This is a genomic window from Aestuariirhabdus haliotis (genome assembly GCF_023509475.1).
Taxonomy (GTDB): Bacteria; Pseudomonadota; Gammaproteobacteria; order Pseudomonadales; family Aestuariirhabdaceae; genus Aestuariirhabdus; species Aestuariirhabdus haliotis.
Map to the genome: position 1 here is coordinate 1 of NZ_JAKSDZ010000045.1, position 23,506 is coordinate 23,506.

16 protein-coding genes and 1 other RNA gene are annotated in these 23,506 nt (G+C 50.1%); 10 read left to right on the plus strand and 7 right to left on the minus strand.

Annotated features, from left to right (window positions below):
• Nucleotides 1-53 precede the first annotated feature (53 nt).
• From MIB40_RS16605 to MIB40_RS16615, 3 genes are read right to left on the minus strand one after another with little or no spacing between them, the layout of a single operon-like run.
• Nucleotides 54-437, minus strand: a complete 384-nt coding sequence (locus tag MIB40_RS16605; RefSeq protein ID WP_249696576.1) for a hypothetical protein — start codon at nt 435-437, stop codon at nt 54-56.
• Nucleotides 438-486: 49 nt separating this feature from the next.
• Nucleotides 487-1,374 carry an RNA polymerase sigma factor SigJ gene (sigJ, locus tag MIB40_RS16610; RefSeq protein WP_249696578.1) on the minus strand — a complete coding sequence of 296 codons (888 nt, stop codon included), beginning with the start codon at nt 1,372-1,374 and terminating at the stop codon, nt 487-489.
• A 2-nt stretch (nt 1,375-1,376) separates the two neighbouring features.
• Nucleotides 1,377-1,808 carry a carboxymuconolactone decarboxylase family protein gene (locus MIB40_RS16615; protein WP_249696580.1) on the minus strand — a complete coding sequence of 144 codons (432 nt, stop codon included), beginning with the start codon at nt 1,806-1,808 and terminating at the stop codon, nt 1,377-1,379.
• Nucleotides 1,809-2,162: 354 nt separating this feature from the next.
• Here MIB40_RS16615 and MIB40_RS16620 point away from each other — a divergent pair, with 354 nt between their 5' ends.
• The 5 genes from MIB40_RS16620 to MIB40_RS16640 all read left to right on the plus strand — a co-directional run bounded on the left by MIB40_RS16620 (nt 2,163) and on the right by MIB40_RS16640 (nt 9,157).
• Complete coding sequence (locus MIB40_RS16620) at nt 2,163-3,311, plus strand: GGDEF domain-containing protein (RefSeq protein ID WP_249696582.1); 1,149 nt, start codon at nt 2,163-2,165, stop codon at nt 3,309-3,311.
• A 195-nt stretch (nt 3,312-3,506) separates the two neighbouring features.
• Nucleotides 3,507-4,691 (plus strand): thiamine pyrophosphate-dependent dehydrogenase E1 component subunit alpha, encoded by a 1,185-nt coding sequence (locus tag MIB40_RS16625; RefSeq protein ID WP_249696585.1) that lies wholly within the window; start codon nt 3,507-3,509, stop codon nt 4,689-4,691.
• Entirely contained in the window at nt 4,684-5,661 is a 978-nt protein-coding gene (locus MIB40_RS16630) for an alpha-ketoacid dehydrogenase subunit beta (RefSeq protein ID WP_249696587.1), read from the plus strand. Before MIB40_RS16625 ends, MIB40_RS16630 begins: the two co-directional genes overlap by 8 nt.
• A 9-nt stretch (nt 5,662-5,670) precedes the next feature.
• Nucleotides 5,671-7,287 carry a dihydrolipoyllysine-residue acetyltransferase gene (locus tag MIB40_RS16635; protein WP_249696589.1) on the plus strand — a complete coding sequence of 539 codons (1,617 nt, stop codon included), beginning with the start codon at nt 5,671-5,673 and terminating at the stop codon, nt 7,285-7,287.
• 34 nt (nt 7,288-7,321) lie between these two features.
• On the plus strand, nt 7,322-9,157 hold the full coding sequence (locus tag MIB40_RS16640) for a protein kinase domain-containing protein (protein WP_249696591.1): 1,836 nt from the start codon (nt 7,322-7,324) through the stop codon (nt 9,155-9,157).
• 2 nt (nt 9,158-9,159) lie between these two features.
• Here MIB40_RS16640 and MIB40_RS16645 read toward each other — a convergent pair whose 3' ends face one another.
• Nucleotides 9,160-11,148, minus strand: coding sequence for a methyl-accepting chemotaxis protein (locus MIB40_RS16645; RefSeq protein WP_249696593.1), 1,989 nt, complete (start codon nt 11,146-11,148; stop codon nt 9,160-9,162).
• A 319-nt stretch (nt 11,149-11,467) separates the two neighbouring features.
• On the opposite strand from MIB40_RS16645, the gene ydiJ reads away from it, so the two are divergent.
• Nucleotides 11,468-14,509 (plus strand): D-2-hydroxyglutarate dehydrogenase YdiJ, encoded by a 3,042-nt coding sequence (ydiJ, locus tag MIB40_RS16650; protein ID WP_249696594.1) that lies wholly within the window; start codon nt 11,468-11,470, stop codon nt 14,507-14,509.
• A 4-nt stretch (nt 14,510-14,513) separates the two neighbouring features.
• Here ydiJ and MIB40_RS16655 read toward each other — a convergent pair whose 3' ends face one another.
• The 3 genes from MIB40_RS16655 to MIB40_RS16665 all read right to left on the minus strand — a co-directional run bounded on the left by MIB40_RS16655 (nt 14,514) and on the right by MIB40_RS16665 (nt 19,932).
• The gene (locus MIB40_RS16655; protein ID WP_249696596.1) at nt 14,514-15,347 is read right to left on the minus strand and encodes a patatin-like phospholipase family protein; all 834 of its coding nucleotides are present in this window, start codon (nt 15,345-15,347) and stop codon (nt 14,514-14,516) included.
• A gap of 95 nt (nt 15,348-15,442) precedes the next feature.
• The gene (locus tag MIB40_RS16660; protein ID WP_249696599.1) at nt 15,443-17,653 is read right to left on the minus strand and encodes a bifunctional diguanylate cyclase/phosphodiesterase; all 2,211 of its coding nucleotides are present in this window, start codon (nt 17,651-17,653) and stop codon (nt 15,443-15,445) included.
• A complete protein-coding gene (locus MIB40_RS16665; RefSeq protein WP_249696601.1) occupies nt 17,650-19,932 on the minus strand; it encodes a PAS domain-containing sensor histidine kinase in 2,283 nt (760 codons plus the stop codon). Before MIB40_RS16665 ends, MIB40_RS16660 begins: the two co-directional genes overlap by 4 nt.
• 151 nt (nt 19,933-20,083) lie before the next feature.
• Here MIB40_RS16665 and ffs point away from each other — a divergent pair.
• The 4 genes from ffs (at nt 20,084) to recR (ending at nt 23,415) form a co-directional block, all read left to right on the plus strand.
• Nucleotides 20,084-20,180, plus strand: an RNA gene (ffs, locus tag MIB40_RS16670) — signal recognition particle sRNA small type.
• Between the two features lie 151 nt (nt 20,181-20,331).
• Nucleotides 20,332-22,440, plus strand: coding sequence for a DNA polymerase III subunit gamma/tau (dnaX, locus tag MIB40_RS16675; protein ID WP_249696603.1), 2,109 nt, complete (start codon nt 20,332-20,334; stop codon nt 22,438-22,440).
• A gap of 25 nt (nt 22,441-22,465) precedes the next feature.
• Nucleotides 22,466-22,792, plus strand: coding sequence for a YbaB/EbfC family nucleoid-associated protein (locus MIB40_RS16680; RefSeq protein WP_249696605.1), 327 nt, complete (start codon nt 22,466-22,468; stop codon nt 22,790-22,792).
• A 20-nt stretch (nt 22,793-22,812) separates the two neighbouring features.
• Complete coding sequence (recR, locus tag MIB40_RS16685) at nt 22,813-23,415, plus strand: recombination mediator RecR (RefSeq protein ID WP_249696607.1); 603 nt, start codon at nt 22,813-22,815, stop codon at nt 23,413-23,415.
• Nucleotides 23,416-23,506: the final 91 nt, after the last annotated feature.

The window sequence follows — 23,506 nt, forward strand, 5'->3', positions numbered from 1 at the left end:
CAAAAAGGCGTAACAAAGAGTCTGGGTTCGCCTGAAAGCCCCGTAGGGCGGTCCTAAAATGGTTTCTCTCGGTGTTGAAGCCCTTGTTCAGGTCTTGACATGAACGGCGAGCTTCGCCTTGATAAAAACCATTTTAGGATCCGCAGAGATCTATCCGAATTAATCAGAGGTGCCTTAACTTGTTTTGAAAATGAAGAGTCCAGATTACCCTTGCTATCTTCACCCCCTTGCCCGGCGATGTAAGCAATCCGGGAACCGCCTTTTGCTATTACGGCGTGGCTATAACCGTAAGGGGCCGGGTCATATAATCCTTCGGGATTTATGATCTCCGTTGTAAGCGTGCTTTCTGCTGGGATGGTTTGTGCATTTGCGTTTTTGTCAGTGAATGTTGACATGATTAAAAGGCTCGTGATGATGAGTGAATGAGTGCGCTTCACAGGATCTCCCTTCTTGCAAGACGTTATGATATTCAAGGCTCTTGATCGCTTAATGGATAGGCGCCTTGCTCAGCAAATTCATTTTCTCAGGATTACGCATAATATAGATGCCAGTCACCCTTTGGCGGCTGTCGAAGCTAAAAGAAACGATGGCCGTTGTTACGTTCTCCAGGCTAATTACGATGCCCCGTGAGCCATTGATATCCAGACTTTGCCAATCATGATTGGCCCAGTACTGATGAAGATTTCTACCCAGAAATTCCATGACGGCCGCTTTTCCATTCAGGCTCTTCTTGATAGTTGCCACCTTGCCGCCGCCATCGGCGTCGAGTCGAATATCGTCAGAGAGCAGATGCGCTAATGGTTCGGTATTGCCATCCGTGATTGCCGATTGGAAAGCATTCAGGAATTGGTCCTGAACCGTAAATGGGGTTGTATTCCTTACTTTATCCTTATCAATATTGAGCTTGGCACGGGATACCAGTTTTCGGCAGTTGGCTTCTTGCAGATTGAGTGTCTCAGCAATCTGCTCATAGGACGTTTCAAAGATTTCGCGTAACAGGTAGGCTGCGCGCTCTTTAGGCGTCAAACGCTCCAGCATTAATAGGAAAGCTGTTGTTAATGAACAGGCCAATTCAGTGTTGTCACTGAATTCACAATTCGTCGAGGTCTGAATAGGTTCGGGTAGCCAGGTGCCTATATAGTCAACCCGGCTTTTGTGAGAGGATTTCATTATGTCCAGGCAGTGCCTGGTACACACTCTGGTCAGCCATGCCTCACTATTGTCTATTTTGTTGGGGTCCTGGCGAGCCCATTTCAGGTAAGTATCTTGCACTGCGTCTTCGGCATCAGCAACAGAACCTAAGATTCGATAGGACAGCCCCAGCAATCTCGTTCGCGATTGTTCAAAGTGGTTCGCTTTTTCATTTGCGCTCATAGTTAATGCCCCGATACCCTGATTCTGTTCCATAGGTTTATCATGGCAATGGTCGCCGTGAGTATGCCAACTTCTTGATCAAAAAAGTGCTCCATAAGGTTTGTTCTTAAAATGCTGTAATTGGTGTCGCGCTCTAATCTTGTCAGGGCTTCTGTCCAGGCCAAAGCCGCTTTTTCCCGTTTACTGTAGTCATCGACCTGGTTCCAGATGACCAATCTGTCGAGGCGTTCATTTGTTTCACCGTCTCGGCGGGCCTCCCGGATGTGCATCTGCACACAATAGCCACAGGCATTGATTTGCGAGCTCCGTAGTAATACCAAATGAGTAAGTTTCTGGTCGAAGTGGTAAGTTTCCATCAGACTGTGGACGGATGCCATGTGCTGTAATACCTCTGGGATCACCTGCGAATAGTCGAAAGCTGCTGTGCTGTTCATTGTTACTCCATTGGGTGGTAAGTGGTAATAAGAAGACGCTTTAGGAGGCCTGTTTGTGACCTGAGACGGTGAATTCAGGTCACAAAGGGTTTTATTGCAGGGAATATCGGTTACTCATTTTCTGACATGGATACAGTGGTGGGCGCATAACTCCATGGTGGGTCCATGTGGGTCAGGTTGTGTTGATCCTTTTTGGTTTTTATCAATCAAATCAATAGAGTAATAGCTTTTTCGATGTTTGCTTATTGTCTTTACTGCGGTGATCACTGCCTGATTTAGTATTTCAATTAGTGATGTATCGTTCAATTATTGACTATTATTAATCACTTCAACAGATCAGCTATCAAGGATTCCATGCCCCCAATCTATGAGTCGAGCCAGGATTCAACCCTGAAACTATGCCGCCGGTTATTCTGGGTATTGATCATCTTTACCGCCCTGGTGGAGTTTATTCTGGCGATGGTGATCAACCATGATGGGGATCGTTCGGAATCGCTGATCGTCGAGATCATCGATACCTCTCTGCTGGTGTTTGTTGTGATCGGCGGATTCTGGTGGTTGCATCATAGGCACCTTAAGCAGTACGTGCCCGCACCCAACTACCTTGTTATTGGTGCCACAATTTTTGTTTTTGATATGGTGCTGGAGTCGTTTTATGAGTGGCTGGGCAGCGAGATGAGCGTGCTAGCCCTTGCTGTCAGTGAAGCGGCGCTGGCTTCCCTGATCGCCGGGATTTATTACCAATATTATGTATTGTTGCCCGCACAGCGGAAATTCAAACCCCACCATGTTTTTACCACCGCCCATGTCGATACGGTCGCTATTCTTTGCGTCAATGCATTATTACTGATTGTGGCTGGACAGGTCGACCTGTTAGAAATGGTGTTTGATTATGTCCAGGAGCATGAAGATTATGAATTGGACGAAATCATTCCGATGTTTTTCTTCCTGTCCATTTCTCTGGCCATCTTCTCGGCGCGCAGAATGGCTGAGGCCTCTGTATTGGTGAAAAGGCTGAAACTGGTCTCGAATATTGATCATCTGACCGGTTTAATGAACCGACGTGCGTTCGACAACGCCCTGGAAATGGAATACGCAAGGGCCAAGCGCCTGGGCAGTGAATTGTCACTGGTGATTTTTGATATCGATAATTTCAAGTCTATCAACGATAACCTGGGGCACAGCACCGGAGACCTCTGCCTGATCGAATTTGCGCAGATCCTTAAAGATACTGTTCGCAATACCGATATGACCGCTCGTTGGGGGGGGGAGGAGTTTATCATCCTCTGTCCTGGCGATAATCTGGAGCAGGCGGAGCATTTTGCCGATCGCTTGCTTAGGGTGATCCGAACCCATAAATTCAGCATCAAACAAACGGTTACGGTCAGCATTGGTCTGACAGAACTGCGTAAAGAAGACAGCGTGAATTCGCTGATCAGTCGTGCCGATGACCTGCTCTATGCCGCCAAGTCCGCAGGAAAGGATCAGGCGATGATTGGTTGATAGAATCCTCATGTCATTCTGGCAACGACCTGTTACTGCTGACCGCTGTTCAGTGATTGCATGGTAAGGTTTACGTTTACGTAAAAGTAGCGTACAAATGTGCTAGGTCCCTACCGGGTACCGACTATCCTAAGTATTGCACCGCCCCCAAAAGGGGCAAAAGTGCCACTGTCTAAAAACAACAACGAGGCAGCTATGAGTACCGTCAACCGAGATCGGGTCGTGCATCGACCTGAATTTGTACGTGGCGATGAGCTTCAGATCCCTACCTATAAGGTGATCAAACAGGATGGAAGCCCTTATAAAGGGGCCGAAATACCGAAGTTGGAGCAAGCCAAAGCCCTGAAAATCTATAAAGCCATGGTGCGCACCCGCGTGCTGGATGAGCGCATGCTGGCCGCCCAGCGTCAGGGACGTCTAAGTTTCTATATGCAGTCGACCGGTGAGGAGGCCACCACTGTGGGGTTTGCCGCAGCCCTCGAAGACGACGATATGATCATGGCCCAATACCGGGAGCAGGGGGCCTTGGTTTATCGCGGCTTTAGCCTGGAAGAGTTTATGAATCAACTGTTCAGTAATGAGCTTGATTATGGCAAAGGGCGCCAGATGCCAATTCATTACGGCTCCTCTGACCTGCATTACATGACTATCTCTTCTCCCCTGGCAACCCAGATTCCCCAGGCAACCGGCTACGCTTACGGTCAGAAACTGGCCGGTGATAAGCGCTGTACGGTCACGGTCTTTGGGGAGGGGGCTGCTTCGGAAGGTGACTTTCACGCAGCCCTGAACATGGCAGCAGTGTTAAAAGTGCCGGTTATTTTCCTGTGCCGAAACAATGGCTACGCCATTTCCACTCCTTCCAGTGAACAGTTTGCCGCCGATGGTATTGCCCCCCGGGCACTGGGTTATCGCATGCACGCGATACGCGTTGATGGTAATGATCTGCTGGCTGTGTATCAGGCGATGAAAGAGGCCCGCGAGCTGGCCGTCGAGCGAAACGAACCGGTTTTGGTAGAGGCTATGAGCTATCGTCTGGCTGCTCATTCTTCCTCCGATGATCCGTCGGGTTACCGTTCCAAGAAAGAGGAGGCCAAGTGGCGCGAGAAAGACCCATTGATACGTTTTCGTAACTGGTTGCAGAAGCAGCAATGGTGGGACGAGAAACAAGAGAAAACCCTGTTGGATAACGAGCGCGAACAGGTATTAAAGACTATGAAGGCGGCCGAGCCGCTGGATGTTTGCAAACTTGATGAATTGATTACCGACGTTTACGACGAGCCACCGGCGCTGTTGAAGCAACAATTGGAAGACCTGAAGGTGCATATCCGCAAGTACCCCGAAGCCTACCCGAAAACATCAGGGAGGCTTGATCATGATTAAGATGAATCTGTTGCAAGCGGTCAATAATGCGCTAGACATTGCTATGGCCGAGAACGACAAGGTGATCTGTTTCGGCGAGGACGTAGGCAGCTTTGGCGGGGTATTTCGTGCCACCAGTCATCTGCAGGAACGCTATGGCCGAGAGCGCTGTTTCAATACCCCACTGGTCGAGCAGGGAATCATCGGTTTTGCCAATGGTTTGGCGGCGCAAGGTTCGGTACCGGTCGCCGAAATTCAGTTTGCCGATTATATTTTTCCGGCCTTCGATCAGATCGTGAATGAATCTGCCAAGTTCCGCTATCGCTCGGGTAATCTCTTCAACGTGGGTGGATTAACGATCCGTACCCCTTATGGCGGAGGCATCGCCGGTGGGCTTTACCATTCTCAGTCTCCGGAAGCCTATTTTGCTCATACACCGGGTCTGAAGGTCGTCGTGCCTCGTAACCCTCATCAAGCCAAGGGATTGCTGTTAGCTGCAATCAGGGATCCTAATCCGGTGATTTTTTTCGAGCCGAAAAGAATCTATCGGGCGTCGGTGGGCATGGTTCCGGAAGAGGATTACCAGTTACCGTTGGGAGAGGCCGAAGTCGTACGCGAAGGTAGCGACATTACCTTGCTGGCCTGGGGAGCCCAGATGGAGATCATTGAAAAAGCAGCCGATATGGCGGAATCCGAGGGAGTCTCATGTGAGCTGATCGACTTGCGCAGCATCGTTCCCTGGGATGCCGACAGGGTAGCAGCATCGGTGAAGAAAACCGGGCGTTTGCTTATTACTCATGAGGCCCCGCTGACCGGAGGTTTTGCAGGCGAAGTGGCGGCGACTATACAGCAGCGCTGCTTTTTGCATCTGGAATCGCCAATATCACGGGTTGCCGGTCTCGACACCCCTTATCCATTAGCGCACGAGAAGGAATATATTCCTGATCATCTGAAGGTTTATGAAGCGCTTATGGCCAGTGTCAAATTCTAGGGGAACGTTATGAATCAGGATTTTATTTTGCCCGATATTGGAGAGGGCATTGTCGAATGCGAATTGGTTGAATGGTTGGTCGCCGAAGGTGATCTGATTACCGAAGATCAACCTGTTGCTGATGTAATGACCGATAAGGCACTGGTGCAAATTCCTGCACCATATGGCGGTCGAATCACTCGCTTGTACTATCAGCAAGGAGAAATTGCCAAGGTACATGAGCCGCTGTTTGCCGTTGAAGTTGATGCCCAGGGCGAGGTGGCTGCCAATGACGGTAACGAGCAGGTATCAGTGACTGGCACAGTCAATCAAGAGGCAGCACATCAAGCCGCACCAGGTAATGCGGAAGAGGACTTTATACTTCCCGATATTGGAGAAGGTATCGTCGAGTGTGAAGTGGTTGAGTGGCTGATAAGCGAAGGTGATCATATCGAGGAGGATCAACCGTTGGTTGATGTGATGACCGACAAGGCATTGGTACAGATTCCTGCTCACAAGGCCGGGGTAATTACTCGTTTGCACTATCAGCAAGGTGAAGTTGCCAAGGTTCACGGGCCATTATTTTCTCTATTGCCCGACGAAGGGAATGCTTCGGCGCCAGCTTCTGTTCAGGATGCTTCTCCACAGACCAGCAATGACTCCTCCTTACTGACTCAAAAGGCTGCGGGCCCTGATAGCCAGCAAGCATCGCGGGGCAAGGCACTGGCCAGCCCGGCAGTGCGGCGCATTGCTCGTGAACACCAGCTGGATATAACGGCTGTAGCTGGCAGTGGCAAAGAGGGGCGAGTGTTGAAGGAAGATCTGTTGCGGCATCTGGGGCAGCTGGAGCCAACTGCGAACAAACCTGTGAAAGCTACAGTACCTGAGACACAAGACGCTAATGCCCAGGTTGCTGCCAGTCAGCCGATTAAGGCCGATGGTGAGGTTAGGATAGAGCCCATACGAGGGGTTCGGGCCGCTATGGCGAGGCAGATGACTTTGTCGGCTGCGACTATTCCTCACTTTACCTATGGCGACGAGATAGATGTCACCGATCTGCTTGCGCTGCGCGAAGAGTTAAAACCCCGCGCTGAAGCCAGGGGCGTTCGACTGACAATGATGCCCTTTATTATGAAGGCATTGGCTATGGCCGTTATGGAATTCCCCATCCTTAATAGTCGGGTCAATGATGATTGCAGTGAGATTCATTACTTGCCCCATTGCAATATCGGTATGGCGGTGGATTCCAAAGTGGGACTGCTGGTTCCCAATATCAAGCGAGTAGAGTCCCTCAGTGTGCTCGAGATTGCCACCGAGGTGCAGCGGATTACCAGTGCCGCGCGAGAAGGACGCGTGGCCCAGCAAGACCTGCAGGGTGGTACCATCAGTATCTCAAATATCGGCGCGTTGGGAGGTACCTATGCGGTACCGGTGGTCAATGCGCCGGAGGTCGCGATTGTTGCACTGGGTAAAACCCGGCGTCTGCCCCGATTTGATGACAATGGTGAGGTTGTTGCACGTTCGTTAATGAATGTCAGCTGGTCCGGTGACCACCGGGTAATCGATGGCGGTACCATTGCGCGCTTCAGTGGCTTGTGGCAATCCTATCTGGAAAACCCATCCAGCATGTTGCTGGAATTGAGCTGATGGGGTTTGGGGGAGATGCTGCCGGCTGATCGTGATGAATAAACCGGATTTACAGCGGTTTTATATCCCGGAAGAGCAATCGATCTATCTGCTCAGCCAGAATGACGCTCGCAAGCTGAAGAACTGGGTCAGCCTGTGTCAGGCGCAGTTGGAGCAGCTGGGCTACCGGGAAATAGAATTGATCGGCAAGGGCGCCTTCGGTTTCGTCTTTGGTGGTCTGGATCCGGATCAGCGTCGGTTGGTGTTTAAATTCTCCCGTATCACCTTGCCTCAGCATGTGCAGGATCGCCTGGAAGAAGAAGCCTATATGCTGGGGCAGGTGCAGGCCCCCTGTGTTCCCCAACTGATCGCTTTCCAGCGTATTCGCCGACAGGCCATTCTGGTCATGGAGCGTGCTGCTGGTATCGATCTTGAACAGTTGTCGTTGAACGAAGGTCGCTTATCGCCACGTTTGATCATCAGCATTGCCAAGCAGCTGTGCGATATTCTTTGGGGGTTGCGGGGTGCTCAGGTTGGCAGTGGGCGTTTGATGGTCCATGGCGATATAAAACCCTCCAACATCATGTTCGACCCCAGGACCGAAACTATCTCACTGATCGATTGGGGCTCTGCAGTTTTTGCCCAGCTCGATGAGCATCAGCAGTATGTCTCTAACAGCGTTATGGAGCTGATGTCCGGAGATCTGCACAATACCAACGCGCGGTTGGGGGATGTCTATTTTATCGGCCCTGAACAATTGGCCGGGGCGTTATCAACCCCCCGGTTTGACGAGCAGGGTTTGGCTGCGACTCTCTATGCGTTGGCTTCGGCTCAGTCCTGTCGATTTGGTTATCGGGCGATTCCGCCTACCTCTCTGGGGTTGCCGATGGAGTTTGCCCGCACACTGGAAGCTATGCTCGATGGCACTCCGGAGCAACGAGCCCGGGCTGGGGATTATTTTATGCGTAATATGCCTGCTATGGCGCGTACCCTGGTAATCGACCTGCCAACTCCAGCAGAACCTCACCTGATCCCGATCTGGGTGCACAATCGGGAGCAGGAAATTGATACGGTGGTGTACAGCTCACGCAAGTCGTTCCTTAAGGAAGAAGGCAATGAAGAGGCGATGCAGGATATTGATGATGTCCAGTTTGATCGCTATTACAAAAACTTCTTGCAGGGCATGGGAGATACCGAAAAAGCCTTCCTCGCCGCTGTCGGACGTTTGGGTAAATACCCGGTGGTCGGCGGTCTCGCTGTGCGTTGGGAAGCCGATGGTGTTTATATCGACTCGTCACTGAATTTGCACGAGGAACAATACCGTCAATCTTTCACCGCTGCGGTCAATAATATGGTCACCCTGGCACGCACTATTTATCGACAGGGGGTATTTAAAAGTTGCTTGTTTGATGCCCGCCGCACATTGCATGTTGACCGGGATTCGATTCATGACCCCTTTGTACCGGATGCGGGAATGAATATTCCTTACGAGGTGGCGGCGGTTGCCGAGTTTGAAGACGACAGCCGGGTGCATTCCTATTTTGAGGACGGTAAAGACCCGGAAGAGAACCTGGCGCTGCCAAAAGAGATTGTTATGCGTATTGCGCGCCTGAACCGTATCTACCACACCGGACTGATTATTTTCGAAAGCCTGGAAACTCACCTGAAGATACACAGTTACTTTAAATTACTGGATCCGGAACAAGAGCCGCTGTTTCAGCGTTACCTGGATGAAATCCTGCAAGCGGTGCCCAAAATCAGTGGCTTAGGTATTTCCGGTTTTATGAAAATGCCTTACAAGGATACCCGGCAGTTCAGCCATATTGACCGCCTGCCGGAGCGTTTCTATCCGAAAAATCCTCGTGCCCTGATAGCTCCTGATACCTTGTGAGATCAGCCCAGCTTAAACCGCTGTACCAGTTTTTGCTGGGTTTCGGATAACGAAGCCAGTTGTTCGCTAGCGCCATGCAGTTGCGGCGTCAGATCATTGGTGTGCTGGTAAATATCCCGAATCTTGATGATGTTCTGGTTGATCTCTTCGGCCACGGCGCTCTGTTGCTCGGCGGCAGTTGCCACCTGCTCATTCATACCGTTAAGCGCATCGGCGTTATCGACGATTTGTTGCAGGCAATTACCGGTGCTTTCCACTGCCGTTACCGTTTGTTGAGCTTGCTGCAAACTGCTTTCCATATTGATCACCGCCTGGTTAGAACGCTGCTGCAAATGCTCCACCATGTTGGCAATTTCGGCAGTGGACTCTTTGGTTTGTTGTGATAGTGCGCGAACCTCATCGGCAACGACGGCAAAGCCTCGGCCCGATTCGCCGGCGCGGGCGGCTTCGATAGCAGCATTGAGTGCCAGCAGATTGGTTTTTTCAGAAATGCCATCGATGATGGTAATGAAACGACCAATTTGGTCGCTGTTGTTTTGCAGTTCTCGCAGGGTTTCGGTTGATTGTTCGAGCTCGCTGGAAAGTTTGCCGATAAGACGAATGCTTTGCGCAACTTCATCATTACCCTGATGGGCTTGCAGGCTAGCACTTTGGGTGGCTTGGGCTGCTGTTGCAGCATTTTGGGCAATATCGTTGACCGTGCTGGTCATTTCGCTCATGGCAGAGGCAACCAGTTCGGTCTGTTCGGAACCGCGGCTGACATCGCTGATCATAGAGTCGCTGACAGTGGCCGTATTATCAGAGGCCTGTTGCATATGTCGGCAGGCGCCGTTGACTTCGCCGATGATGCTCTGAAACTGCAGCAGCAACTGGTTAAAGGCTCGCGTCAGTTCACCAATTTCATCTTCGGCGATCACTTTGGCCTGGCAAGTCAGGTCGTAAGTAGAGGACACCTGATGAATAGAGGTCGCAATTTCGTTCAACTCCCGGTACAACAAACGGGAGATGTAAGTAGAGAACAGTAAAGTGATCAGTAATGGCACGATTACCAGCGCCAGAGCTTGTAGCAGGGACTGTTGGGCTTCCTGACTCAGTTTGAGGTTTTCGTCGATCAGGCTTTGGGACAGGTGATCTTCGACCTTTTTGATCAAGTTGATGCGAGCGGTTTTTTGTTCAAACCAGTGACTGGCATCAACAGCAAAGCCACCCGATTGCGCTTTCTGTTTGGCCAGACCTCGCATCCGCTCAACCTCTTGCACAGCAGAGCCGCTGAGTGTCTGGTTGAGAAATCGTTGGTTTTGCTCAGTCGCGTTGGCGGTAAAACGCTCATGATAAGCCTGTTGTTCGGCCAGTAGTCTGAGGAACTTTGCATGCAATCCTGGGGCGAAGTAATCCTGGCCAAAAACATTGCTTAATACGGCTCGTTCGATACCCGCCCGCTCCTTGAATTGCAAAAAAGCGCTGAAAGCGATGGCGTGACGTGCCAGAGCCGCTTCGCTGGTGTTATTAGCGATCGAATCGATCACGCTGAGCAGTTCATGGTTTATATCGGTGTAATACGCCACCGCTTGTGCCAGAGAAATATCCAGTTGGGTTACCTTGAGGCGCAGGGATTCTCGCTGTGCCAAGGTTTGTTGGATTCTGCCGATCAGCGAACGAATGTCAGATGGCAGGTCGTGTTGCTCGCTAAATGCTTGCAGCTGTGCGATCGCTTGGTCGCTGTTCTGGCGCTGAGGTGTCAGTTGTTGGGTGAATTTTTTGCCTTCCGAACCCAGATAACCGGCGGATAAGCCACGCTCTTTTTGCAGTTCGTGAACCAGGGTGCTATTCACACGGGCCAACTCGGTCAGGGTTAGCAGGCTGCTCATCTGCTGTTGCAGGCGGTAATTGTCTTGTATATGGCTCACACCAAAATAGATGAAACCGATCAGGGGCAATAAGACAGCGGCTAATAATTTGACCCTGATAGGCCAGTTTCGGATGTTAAGCATTGTTCGTCCTTTCCGGCACATCGGGTGCTGGAACTTCAAGGGATTATTCGGGCGGGTGGATTTTAGTACAGATACTCTTTTTAAGTCTATAAACTTACGGAAAAAAGGATCTTTGTGTGCGTTGGTCGGTTGATTTATCTTTAGTTTTATGTTTATAAAGTTTCTGTATTTGGGTGGAGAAGGTGAGTACTGATACCGGGCAGTGAAAAGTGGGGGTAATGGTTAAGGTTTTTCGCGAGCAAAAGGAGCAGTAAATTTGAGTTATTTCGGACTTTAACGCATCATTGCCGGCCCAAAGCAGTCAGCAGGAAAGGTCCCGATGATCCCCCGTATTGCAGAGATCAACGCTACCCAAAAACATTACCTCAACTTTATTGAAGCCCTTAAACAGCAAGGGTTTGAGGGTGATTTGAGTGCTGGCTACGCCAATAGGGTGGTGCTTTCGACGGACAATAGTATTTATCAGATTTTACCGCAGGGGGTGTTGTATCCACGCTCGGTAGCGGATCTGGTATTGGTGACCAGTCTCACCAATGAAGAGAGGTTTGCTGATATTGTACTTAGCCCAAGAGGTGGTGGTACGGGGACTAATGGCCAATCTCTGACCGATGGTCTGTTGGTGGATCTCTCCCGTCACCTGAACAACATTTTGGAGATTAACGTCGAGGAGCGTTGGGCCAGAGTTCAGACGGGGGTGGTGAAAGATCAGCTTAACGCTGCCTTGAAACCCCACGGTTTATTTTTTGCTCCCGAGCTTTCTACCAGCAACCGGGCAACCATCGGCGGTATGATTAATACTGACGCCAGTGGTCAGGGATCCTGTTTGTATGGAAAAACCCGGGACCATGTTTTGTCTCTGAAATCAGTACTGCTGGATGGCTCGGTTCTGGATTCTACTCCGATCAATCAACAGCTTCTGGACGAGCAAAAAACGCAAAACAGTCGTGCTGCCGACATCTTTGCTAATGTCGATCATTTGCACAAAACCCATGAGGCATTGATCGAAGAGCGTTTTCCCAAGCTTAATCGCTGTTTGACCGGATATGATCTTGCGCATGTGCGCACCGATTCGAATCTTTTTGATCTCAACTCTATTCTGTGCGGATCCGAAGGAACTTTGGCCTTTATTGCCGAAGCCAAGCTTAACCTGCTGCCCATTCCCAATTGCGTAGCTTTGGTCAATCTCTGCTACGACAGCTTTAATGATGCCTTGCGCGATGCTCAGGATCTGATGAAGGCGAACCCTACTTCGATTGAAACCGTTGATTCCAAAGTTCTGGGGCTGGCGATGGGTGATATCGTTTGGGATACGGTTAGCGAATTTTTTCCTGCACAAGGTGATCGCACCATTCAGGGTATTAACCTGGTTGAGTATACCGCCGACAATGAAGACGATCTGCGCACGAAAGTTGCGCAATTGCAAAGTGCCCTGGCTTCGGTGCAGGGACAACAAGGTAAAGCTTTTTCGCATACCGTAGCCTGGGGGCACGATGCTATAAAACGTATCTGGGCCATGCGAAAGAAGTCGGTAGGGCTGTTGGGTAATGCCGAGGGCGAGAAACGTCCCATCCCCTTTGTCGAGGATACAGCGGTGCCGCCGGAAAATCTTGCCGATTTTATCGCTGAGTTCCGAGCGTTGCTCGATGAGCGCGATTTGCAGTATGGCATGTTTGGTCATGTTGATGCGGGAGTTTTACACGTCAGGCCTGCGATCGATATGAAGGATCCGGATCAGGAAAAAATCATTCGGGAAGTAACCGATAAAGTCGTGGAACTGACTCGTAAATACAAGGGGTTGCTGTGGGGAGAGCACGGCAAAGGTTTGCGTTCGGAGTACGCGCCGGAGCTTTTTGGCGAAGAGCTTTACGGGGTGATGCGTCAAATTAAAGCGGCCTTTGACCCAAGAAATCAGCTGAATCCCGGGAAGATCTGCACGCCGATGTCAGTGGATGCCGAGCTGATTCGTATTGACGAAGTGCCGACGCGAGGTCAATACGATCGCCAGATCGATCAGGGCGCAAGAGAGCAGTTTCGGGCAGCGATGTATTGCAATGGTAATGGCGCCTGTTACAACTACGATCCGAATGATGCGATGTGTCCATCCTGGAAAGGAACCCGTGAACGTACCCAGTCCCCGAAGGGGCGAGCGTCCCTGGTACGAGAATGGGTGAGGGTGATGCAGTCCCGTGGCGTTGATTTGCCGCAGCAGACAGCGCAGTTGCGTAGACGAAGTTTTGTAATGTCGTTGCCCGGAAAAATTAAAAATACACTCGGCAAGCGCCAGGGGGACTACGATTTTTCCCACGAAGTTCATGAATCCATGATGGGGTGCCTGGCTTGCAAAAGTTGTGTGGGACAGTGCCCGATCAAGGTCAATGTGCCGCAGTTTCGCTCCCGTTTTCTTGAGCTTTATTACAGTCGTTATTTGCGCCCGCTGAAAGATTATTTTGTTGGTGCTCTTGAATTTATGATTCCCGTGCTGAGTCGTTTTCCAGCACCTTATAACTGGGCAATGAACAATTCATTGATGCAGTCCTTTATGCAGCGAGTAACGGGGATGGTTGATAGCCCGGCTATTTGTGAAAACAGTTTGCGCAGTGCTCTACAGTCTCGCGGTAAGGATTTTGTCTCTATCGATGAGCTGGAATCCCTGAGTGCCGAGCAGCGCTTGCGTACGGTTGTTATTGTCCAGGATGCCTTCACCAGTTATTTCGATACGTCTGTGGTCGTTGATACACTCGACCTGCTGTCTGGGCTTGGATACAACGTTCAGGTTGCACCTTTTGTAGCTAACGGTAAGCCACTTCATGTGCATGGTTTTTTACGCACATTTGACCGGGTGGCAAAGAAAGCAGCGAGTAGACTCGCCAAGATCGAGGCTCTTGGTATTCCTTTGGTTGGCATCGATCCCTCCATGACACTGGCGTATCGTCAGGAGTACGCTGAAATAATGGAGCGCTGGCCAAAGGTCCAGTTGCTACAGGAGTGGCTGGCCACCGAAGAATCGGTTCTTTCGAAATATCGATCTGATGTCAAACAGAGCTTCAAGCTGATGGCTCACTGCAGTGAGCGTACCTCAGCCGCACCATCCCTTAAGTCATGGCAGAAGGTTTTTTCAATGCTGGGTCATGATCTGGAGGTGTTGGCTTTGGGGTGTTGTGGTATGGCCGGAACCTATGGTCACGAATCCAGCAATGTTGAAACCTCTAAAAAAATCTACAGTCAAAGCTGGCAGCCTGTATTAGCCGATAACAATGCTGAGGAACTGTTGGCAACGGGTTACTCCTGTCGAAGCCAGGTAAAGCGTGTTGATAATGTTGGGGTCAGGCATCCTGCGCAAGCGTTATTGCGGTCCCTGTAGGTTGTTAGTGGGTATCTGGACGGGTTTTTTGTGGAACAATTTCCATGGTCGTCAGGTATCCCATTTCAAACAGAGCTTCTTTATCTTCCCGGGTTAAGCGGAATTCCACCGGAGAATAGTGTTGCGTATCAACAATAATCGTCGAGTGCCAGAAAGCGTCGTTAACATACTCCCTTGACAACGTGGTCATGAAGGTTCGAATCAGCATGGACATATATTCCTTAATGGGCATCAGGCTGTTTATGTCGGATTGAGACTGTGGTTCGCTACGCATTCTAAAGCAGAGGACGGGGGTGCCATCTCCAGCCCAGTCACGATGCAGGGCGTCTTCGGATAGTATGCTGCCATCGACCAGAACATGTTCATTAAAGTGTTGAAAACTAAAAATAAGCGGGATCGATATTGAAAAACGAACGGCCCTTGAAACGGGTAGTTCGGGTGTGTTGGTCTTGTTGAAAATAACCGGATGGCTGGAAGCAACATCGGTCGCCACAATATGAAGATCAAGGGGGAGATCACAAAAACGAATCCCGCTTAGTTTATCGTCCAGCCATTGTTCAAAGTCATCACCGGAAGAGAGACCGCCTGCTCTTATCAGGCTGACCAAAGACTGGCCTTTAAATTGCTGAAAATCGATATTGAGTGCCAAGTCTTTGATGTCGGTGAGAGATCGACCCGTTGCATATAAGGAGGATACGATGCTACCGCCTGAAACTCCGACCAGATGATTGAATTGAATTTCTAACTCTTGTAATGCCGTTAAGATACCGACATGCGCCGGTAGTCGAGTACCACCACCGGCAAGAATTGGTACTATCGGTGTGTTCTTATCAAGCATTATGAGCCCCCTGGGGTGGCATCAAATGAGTCTGTAGGGCTGTTATATCATACTGCTATGTTTCGTCTGCCGAATTGCAGTTGCGGCTGTTTTTATTAGAATTCTTCTATTTTTTCGGCGGCTATTGGGCGCGCGTAGAAGAACCCTTGAGCTTGATCACATCCCAATTTTTTCAGTACAGTTTCATGTTTGTCGGTCTCAACACCTTCTGCTAGGACATTCAATTTTAATTCATGACCCATGGCGACAATCATTGCCGCAATGCTGGCGTCTTCTGAGCGTGAATCTATGTGTTCGATAAAGGCCCTATCGATTTTTAGCCGGTCTATAGGAAGGCTTTGTAAGTAACTTAACGAAGAGTAGCCGGTACCAAAATCATCAATGGCTATTTGAATGCCCGCCGATCGAAGTTGGTTTAACTTGGCGGTTAATACCCTTGAGTCTGACATGATGATGGTTTCGGTTAATTCCAGCTCCAGGCATGAGGGGCTAATGCCCGTTTTGTTGACAATGGTGATCACCGATTCAATAAAGTCTGGTTCCTTGAATTGGCGCATCGAAACATTAACGGCCATTCGAATTGGACCTCTGCTTCCTTGCGACCAGAGTACCTGTTGCTTGCAGGCCTGTTCCAATACCCAGAGGCCAATTGGGACAATCATTCCAGAGTCTTCGGCGGCGGGGATAAAATCGTTGGGGTAGTTCTCGATGCCTTCTGCGTTTCGCCAGCGTAACAGGGCTTCAACGCCTTCAAGATTGCCGTTATGCAAATTTATCTGGGGTTGAAAAAGTAAATAAAGCTCATTGTTGTCGATAGCTGTTCTGAGCTCTTTTATAGTATCCAGGCGAGTCCGTAAATCGCGGGTCATCTCTTCATTAAACCGTGTATAGCTGCCGCGGTTTCGCTGCTTTGTGTTCTTTAGGGCTATCCCGGCGTTGCGAAATAACAGTTCGGAATTGTCACCGTTGTCATAGGCGACACTAGCTCCGATAGAAAGGCTGACAGGAATATGGTTTTGCTCAATAACCACGGGCTCAATAAATTTTTGTAGGATATTGTTTAAGGTTTGGTCGATTTGACTGTCTGACCGATAAGGTACGATAAGACCAAACAGGTCGCCGCCAAGACGAGCAAGGATCTCATTGTTGGTGCAGCAGCTGTTCAGCATGCGACCAATTGTCTTTAAGGCAGCATTGCCGATGTCTCCCCCGAGCCCATCATTGACCGCCTGGAAGTTGTCTATGTCGGCGATAATAACCATGAACTTCTGATCGGAATTTTTCAGTTTGTCGTCTATTCTCCTGAGAAAAGAGACACGATTCGGCAGGTTTGTTAACTGATCATGGAATGCCAGGGATTCAACCTGCTGAAACATCTGAGCATTGTCAAAACCGATGGCAATATTTACGCAAAAGACTTCCAGTAACTGACGATCAAGATCAGCCAGAGGGGAGTAGGTGGTGATGTGGATGGCAATTTCGTCACGAGAGGGCAGTGAAAGGTAGAGTACGGTTCGGTCTTCGTAGAATAAGGATTTTTTCTCTGCCAGGGCATGCTCGATATCTTCACGTAGATGTAAGTTGGACATGGTCATAAGTGGGCGACCAACAAAGTCTGCGTATTGTCCAGCGGCCGCCAGAATGCTCATGTCACTTTTATGCAAAAGGGTATTGGTGTGTGCGCAAACGACACCTTCTGATTTTATTTCCAATAAACTGCATATCTGGGTTAGCACGCCGGTTGCAAACTGTTTTATAGCGCGAAAGGCAAACAGGTTTGATGAGGATTCAACGATCATTTCCAGCCCTTTGCGACCGGCTTCGATAGTACAGATTTGTTGGTAGGATCGAAGGGCGGAGGTGAGGGCTGTGAACAGCCGGGTTTGGGTTAGCTCGGATTTTGCCTTGTAATCATTGATGTCGTAACGCTGAATAACCTCAACTTCCGGTGCATAGCCGGGTTGGCCGGTTCGCAAAATAATCCGTACGGCGCTGTTATTCATTTCATCCCGGATGATGGGGACCAATTTAAGGCCGGCATCTTCGGATTCCATAACGACATCGAGGAAGATACAGGCGATATCTTCCTCGATAGTAAGAAGTTTTTGGGCTTCATGCGCGGTATAGGCGCTAATGATCTCGAGAGGGCGATCGTTGAAGCTGAAATCGGTCAGGGCAAAGCGTGTTGCCTGGTGCATCTGTTCTTCATCGTCGACCACCATGATCTTCCAGGGTGACTGCTGTGTGTCGACGATTTCTGTATCTGGCTCGTCAACGAAAACGAGAAGATCATCCTTTGTTGTCATGTCAGTTCCTGATCGGCTGTAACGGGGGCTCTTACCGGCAGTTTGAATGTAAAACTGGTGCCTTTATCGGGTTTGCTACTTACACTGATAGAGCCCCCCAGGATGTTGTTAGTTATATTGTAGACGATGTTTAGTCCCAGTCCTGTACCACCTTCGCCCATACGGGTGGTGTAGAAAGGGTCGAACATTCGCGCCTGTTGATCTGTCGCCATGCCTTTGCCATTATCCGAAAAAAGCAGGATGACAAATTGCTGGGTCTCATCTAATTCAGCTTTTAGTTCAATGGTCCCCTGGTCGATCCCCTCGAACCCATGAATGAGGGCGTTAGTGACCAGGTTGGTGATGATTTGACCCAGTGGTCCAGGGTAGCTATCAAGTACAATGTTGCCGGTAACCTTTTCAATTATCTTGTGTTGGGTATGTTTGAGAGTTGGGCCGAGTGTTGTGAGTACCTCAGTGATCACGATATGAAGGTCAAAGACGCGACGTTGAGAGCTTGTCTGGTCGGCAGCAACCTGTTTGAAGTTCTGGATGAGGTGTGCTGCATTGCCTAACGATGTATTGAGTAGCCCGGTCGCTTCCTCAACTTCCATGATGAACTGGTCAAAATCGGATTTTCGCAGGGAGCTGCTGTCAACAGCTTGTTGTATCCTTTTGAGGCGATCGCTCAGAGAGGAAGCCACCGTGACACCGATGCCAACCGGGGTGTTGATTTCATGGGCGATACCCGCCACCAGGCTTCCCAGTGATGCCAGTTTTTCGGCTTGCACTAGACTGCCTTGGGCGATTTTTAGTTCGTTCAGCGCTTGCTCTGCATCATCTCTGGCCTGGCGAATGTTTTTTTCGGCTTCATTGCGGGCGGTAATGTCAGTCATTGCCCAGATGCTGCGGTCGGCTAGTTGTAATAAACGGGTTTCAATTAGAACTGGCTGTCCATCTTTTCGGTTGAAGCGGGCTTCGATAGGTCCAATTACCTGTCCGGAAACATTTTCACGATAGAGTAGGTCGAGTAAAAGTGCCGAGGATAATTCGATGTCTTGTGTGACCTGGCTTTTCGATAGCCATTCGGTAAAGCTGTCGATATCGGTGTTTTCATAGCCAAATAAGCGTGTAAATTCGCTGTTAACCATCTCCAGTTCATGCTCATTATTTGTTATTACCAAGGCAAAGGGCAGATTCATGATGGTGATTTCAAATCGCTCTGCAGACTTGGCAATCTCCCGTTCTGCTTGTTTATGGGTCGTAATATCGGCAAAAGTGAACACGCCTCGCTGTTCAAGTAAAAAATAGCGTATTTCAATAATGCGAGTGCGTCCCTGCGTGTCGGTCATACGACGAACGAGAGGATCGGTTAGCCGCCCGGTTTTGTTGGCATGATTAATATGTATGGTCATTAATGCAATGGTTTCTTCGCGATACATTTCCTCTGGAAAAACATATTTTATCCATTCATCGAGCTGATCTGAATTCCACTCAGGGAACCCAAACATTCTGTTGAATTCTGAATTGGATAATGCGATTCGCCGCTCATTGGTCATAATCGCCAGTGCAAAGGGCAGGTTTTGTACGGTGGTTTCGAACTCTTCGGAGGCCTGAAGGATCGCACGTTCGGATTCCTGTTGGCTGATCAATCCTGAGTTATATTCTCGTATAAGCTGGCCTAGTTCGTCATCAGTGTCCCAGTCTACCGACTGGCGAAGCCCGGTTTCACGGAAGTGTTTGATTGAATCAGATACCTTGGACATGGGGCGTAATATCGTTGCCTGGAAGCCCCAGAAAATGCTGGTGCTTATCACTACCAGCATGAGCAAAATCTGACCGCCAAGAATGGTCACTCCGCGAAAAAGTACTTCTGAATCAGCGGTGATATCAAAAGCAACCTTAAGTGCTCCCAGCTGATGTTCACCTTGCAAATCTTCAAATACGATAGGTTGTAAAATGACTGCTTCACTGCCCTTGGGATTACAGTTGCCGTAAACGGGGTAATTTTCGAATCCCAAGACATCGACCAGTTGCAGACAGGTGAGGCGTGGCTCGGTTTTGATCGTTTCCAGAATGGATAATACGGAGGACTCTTCCAGATTCCATAATGGGCGAGAAAGTAGCTTTGCATCTCTCTGAGCGAGATTGTGGGAGTAGCGAAGGTTGTTTTCCTCCATCAGGGATTTCTGTTCAAGAAGCACGAAACCTAGAAATACCAAACCAACAAGGATTGAAGGGGGTAATGCCAGTAATAAAAACTTCACAGATAGTGGTCGGCTGTTGTACCAACGCATCATAAGACTGGTCTCTCTTAAACACCGGGGAGGCCGATACGTTTGACTATGGCAATGAATAAGGCATCTGTAAATATAGAGTCTTGCATTGAGGATGGAAATTGGCGACAATTCGCGGCGCTCGGGCAATCGCCCGGCATTTTGTGGTAGCCCCTGTTGGTCCCCCCGCAATGAATCGCTGTAAACTCCGCCAGGCCCGGAAGGGAGCAACGGTAGCAGCACATTCATGTGCCGGGGTGTGGCTGGCAGGGGTTGCCTCCAATCAGATCTTATCTTCCCTTTTTGTTTCCCTGTATCGACCTTTCTTATGGCTCTGTGTGTGTTATCGGCTGTGGGTAGGTGCAATCCCTCTATATCTTGGTTAGCATACCTGCTTTGCATGATGCGGATGATGATTACAGCATGAGTTATCAGGTTTTGGCGCGTAAATGGCGTCCCCGAATTTTCCGGGAGATGGTGGGTCAAACCCATGTGCTGCAGGCTCTGATCAATGCCCTCGATCATGATCGATTGCATCATGCCTACCTGTTTACGGGAACCCGAGGTGTCGGCAAGACAACCATTGCTCGAATTTTGGCCAAATGCCTGAACTGTGAGGCGGGTGTCAGCTCGGAACCCTGTGGTCAATGCGGTTCCTGTAAGGAGATCGAGGAGGGGCGGTTTGTCGATCTTATCGAGGTCGATGCGGCCTCTCGTACCAAAGTAGAGGATACTCGTGAACTGCTGGATAACGTCCAGTATGCGCCTACTCGAGGCCGTTACAAGGTGTACCTGATAGATGAGGTGCACATGCTCTCTACACACAGCTTTAATGCTCTGCTGAAAACTCTGGAAGAGCCGCCTCCACACGTTAAATTTCTGCTAGCGACAACGGATCCACAAAAATTGCCGGTCACCATTCTGTCCCGGTGCCTTCAGTTCAGCCTTAAAAATATGTCTCCCGAGCGAGTGGTTAGCCATCTTCAGCATATTCTGGAGCAAGAGGTGATTCCGTTCGAGGAAGCCGCCTTGTGGCAGTTAGGACGTTCGGCCGATGGTAGTATGCGCGATGCCCTGAGTTTGACCGATCAGGCAATTGCCTACGGGGGCGGGCGTGTTACCGAGCAAGAGGTCAGTGTCATGCTCGGGACTATTGACCAGTCACAGGTGTACCAGATTATTGAGGCGCTGGTTGCCGGTAATGTGACGGACAGCTTGTCCGCTGTGAATAGCCTTGCGGAATTCTCTCCGGATTTCGCCAAGGTGTTATCCGACATGCTGTCGGTGATGCACCGGATGGCGTTGGCTCAGGCGCTTCCGGATGCGGTCGATAACAGCCAGGGTGATCGTGATCGGGTTTTACAACTAGCGTCCCGGGTAACTGCTGAGGATCTTCATCTTTTTTACCAGATAGCCCTGGTTGGAAGAAAAGACCTGCCGTTAGCGCCCGACCCTAAAGCTGGCTTTGAAATGGTACTGCTAAGAATGCTGGCGTTCCGGCTGGAAGGTTCCCCTGAGCCTGTTACCGAGCCTCTTGCAGGTACCCAGACGCAGCCTGGGTCTGATCGGGCAGAATCCCAGTCTGTTGATACTGCCGATCGCTCGCAAAGTGGCGTTTCAGTTCAGACACAGATCGAATCTGACGCTAAATCCGCAGCAACTTCCGATAACCCTGTGCAGGAGGAAGTTGTCCCGACAAAAAAGCCCTTAGCCACAGCTGAAGCTGCGTTAACCCCGGCTGCCCATCCGGTACCGGCTGCGCCGGTTGTGGAAACATCCGAAGAGTCGGTGGGCGACACGGCGGTGGATGCGTATGCGACGGAACAGGCTTATCAGCAATATATGGAATCGGGTGCGGGGCAGGGCAATGAGTTGTCTGTCGATTCGCAGGCGCCCGCCAGTAGTCAGGAGCCAATAGTTGAAATAGCTGGAACAGAACGCTCAGGGGAATCTGCAACTGATGCACCCGTCGTTGAGGTTCAAGGTAACCAAGATTCTGCCGCTGCCCCTGCAAGTCTCGAAGTTACTGCGCCAGCCAGCTCAAGTGCTGATGTTAAAGTTTCGGCGGATCCGGTAAGCGAAGCCGGTGTGATCCAGCCTTCGGAGTCAAAAGATACGGCGACTTTGGCTCAGCGTATTCCTGCTGAAAGCTTTCAAGCCAGTGACTGGGCGCAGGGATACAAAAGCTTTGGATTGAGTGGGGTTACCCTGAGTATCGCCACCCACCTTGAGTTTTGCCAGGTTACAGAAACCGAAGTGCAAATGAGGATCACTCCAGGAAACGCGACTCTCCTCAATGCCACTCATCAGGGTCGTATCGAGCAGGTGATGTCTGACTATTTTGCATTGCCCCTGAAGTTAGTGATTGAGCAGGATTCCACCAGTGCAGAAACCCCGGCCCAATACCTGCAGCGGCATGCTGAAGAGCGATTGGCCAGTGCCCAGCAAGCAATCAATAGCGACCCTAATGTGACGGCATTGCTGGAGCGTTTTTCTGCTACAATCGTCGACGATTCCATCCAGCCGGTTTAGTCGGCACTGATAGTTTGAGGTAGGTATGATGAAAGGCGGAATGGGCAATCTGATGAAGCAAGCCCAGAAGATGCAAGAACAGATGCAGAAGGCACAGGAAGAGCTTGCTAATGCCGAGGTGACCGGGGAATCCGGCGCGGGTCTGGTGAAAGTGCTGATGACAGGACGTCATGATGTGAAGCGCGTCCAGCTTGATGACAGTCTTCTGCAGGAAGACAAAGAGATTCTCGAAGACCTGTTGGCAGCAGCAGTTAACGACGCTGTACGCAAGGTAGAAAAGAACACTCAGGAAAAGATGGCGGGGGTCACCGGAGGAATGAATCTTCCCGACGGCTTTAAGATGCCATTTTAAGCTAAGGCGCCAGTTTTCCTATGTCCTTTAGTCCGCTTATCAATGAGCTTATCGATTCGCTACGTTGCTTGCCTGGTGTTGGTCCTAAATCGGCGCAACGTATGGCGTTGCATCTACTCGAGCGGGATAGAAAGGGAGCTTCACGATTAGCCAGTGTGTTGCAGGATGCCGTGGAAGGGGTGGGGCGTTGCCGGCAATGCCGTACCCTGTGTGAGACAGAAAACTGCTCTATCTGCAATAATCAGGCGCGTCAACGCCAACAGCTGTGTGTGGTCGAAACCCCTTCTGATGTACTCGCGATAGAGCAAGCCGGTGGCTATCGAGGGGTTTATTTCGTGTTAATGGGCCACCTTTCACCCATCGATGGTATTGGCCCGGCGGAGATTGGTCTGGATCAGCTGACTCGGCGCCTTGATGAAGAATCTGTCGAAGAGGTTATTCTGGCCACCAACCCCACTGTTGAGGGCGAAGCGACGGCCCATTACATCGCACAGCAGGTCCAGAAACGTGGTATCCAGGTCTCACGTATCGCACACGGTGTGCCGCTGGGAGGGGAGCTGGAGTTTGTTGATGGCGGTACTCTGGCTCATGCCTTTCAAGGTCGTACCACCATTAACGGCTAGGGCACCTCTGATTAATTCAGATGAACTCTGGCTTTCAGGCGAATTCAGAATCGCGACACGCCTTTGCAGTAAGGTCGAGACCTTTCAAAAA

What these genes read in the sequence shown, in the direction of transcription:
- sigJ (WP_249696578.1), bottom strand. Translation starts at nt 1,374, where the DNA reads ATGAGCGCAAATGAAAAAGCGAACCACTTTGAACAATCGCGAACGAGA.
- MIB40_RS16615 (WP_249696580.1), bottom strand. Translation starts at nt 1,808, where the DNA reads ATGAACAGCACAGCAGCTTTCGACTATTCGCAGGTGATCCCAGAGGTA.
- MIB40_RS16620 (WP_249696582.1), top strand. Translation starts at nt 2,163, where the DNA reads ATGCCCCCAATCTATGAGTCGAGCCAGGATTCAACCCTGAAACTATGC.
- MIB40_RS16625 (WP_249696585.1), top strand. Translation starts at nt 3,507, where the DNA reads ATGAGTACCGTCAACCGAGATCGGGTCGTGCATCGACCTGAATTTGTA.
- MIB40_RS16630 (WP_249696587.1), top strand. Translation starts at nt 4,684, where the DNA reads ATGATTAAGATGAATCTGTTGCAAGCGGTCAATAATGCGCTAGACATT.
- MIB40_RS16635 (WP_249696589.1), top strand. Translation starts at nt 5,671, where the DNA reads ATGAATCAGGATTTTATTTTGCCCGATATTGGAGAGGGCATTGTCGAA.
- MIB40_RS16640 (WP_249696591.1), top strand. Translation starts at nt 7,322, where the DNA reads ATGAATAAACCGGATTTACAGCGGTTTTATATCCCGGAAGAGCAATCG.
- MIB40_RS16645 (WP_249696593.1), bottom strand. Translation starts at nt 11,148, where the DNA reads ATGCTTAACATCCGAAACTGGCCTATCAGGGTCAAATTATTAGCCGCT.
- ydiJ (WP_249696594.1), top strand. Translation starts at nt 11,468, where the DNA reads ATGATCCCCCGTATTGCAGAGATCAACGCTACCCAAAAACATTACCTC.
- MIB40_RS16655 (WP_249696596.1), bottom strand. Translation starts at nt 15,347, where the DNA reads ATGCTTGATAAGAACACACCGATAGTACCAATTCTTGCCGGTGGTGGT.
- MIB40_RS16660 (WP_249696599.1), bottom strand. Translation starts at nt 17,653, where the DNA reads ATGACAACAAAGGATGATCTTCTCGTTTTCGTTGACGAGCCAGATACA.
- MIB40_RS16665 (WP_249696601.1), bottom strand. Translation starts at nt 19,932, where the DNA reads ATGATGCGTTGGTACAACAGCCGACCACTATCTGTGAAGTTTTTATTA.
- dnaX (WP_249696603.1), top strand. Translation starts at nt 20,332, where the DNA reads ATGAGTTATCAGGTTTTGGCGCGTAAATGGCGTCCCCGAATTTTCCGG.
- MIB40_RS16680 (WP_249696605.1), top strand. Translation starts at nt 22,466, where the DNA reads ATGATGAAAGGCGGAATGGGCAATCTGATGAAGCAAGCCCAGAAGATG.
- recR (WP_249696607.1), top strand. Translation starts at nt 22,813, where the DNA reads ATGTCCTTTAGTCCGCTTATCAATGAGCTTATCGATTCGCTACGTTGC.